This is a genomic window from Micromonospora aridisoli (assembly GCF_056150025.1).
Map to the genome: position 1 here is coordinate 1 of NZ_JAXCFK010000193.1, position 512 is coordinate 512.

A 512-nucleotide genomic window follows, 5' to 3' on the forward strand; every position below is an offset into this window, starting at 1 on the left:
GTCGTCGTGATCCGGTACGAGGGCCCGAAGGGCGGCCCCGGCATGCAGGAGATGCTCTACCCCACCTCGTTCCTCAAGGGCCGGGGGCTGGGGCGGGCCTGCGCGCTGCTCACCGACGGCCGGTTCTCCGGCGGCACCTCGGGCCTGTCGATCGGGCACGTCTCACCCGAGGCGGCCTCCGGCGGGCTGATCGCGCTCGTGCGGGACGGCGACGAGATCGTCATCGACATCCCGGCGCGCTCGATCGAGCTGAACGTGCCCGAGGACGTGCTCCAGGCTCGCCGGGTGGCCGAGGAGAAGCGGGACCGCCCGTACACCCCGACCGACCGGCAGCGCCCGGTCTCGGCGGCGCTGCGGGCGTACGCCTCGATGGCCACCTCGGCCAGCGACGGCGCCTACCGCCGCGTCCCGGAGTAGACCCCCGCCCCCGCCCCGGCGTCGGTCCGCCACCCAGACCCTCACGCGGATCTTGGTTGGCCCATGCCCCGGAAGGGGCTGGTCCGCGCCGAGAT

1 pseudogene is annotated in these 512 nt (G+C 74.6%); it reads left to right on the plus strand.

Annotated elements, in window-relative coordinates:
• Window positions 1–417 (plus strand): annotated as a pseudogene (locus SM447_RS30065) (dihydroxy-acid dehydratase); the annotation flags it as partial.
• Window positions 418–512 lie beyond the last annotated feature (95 nt).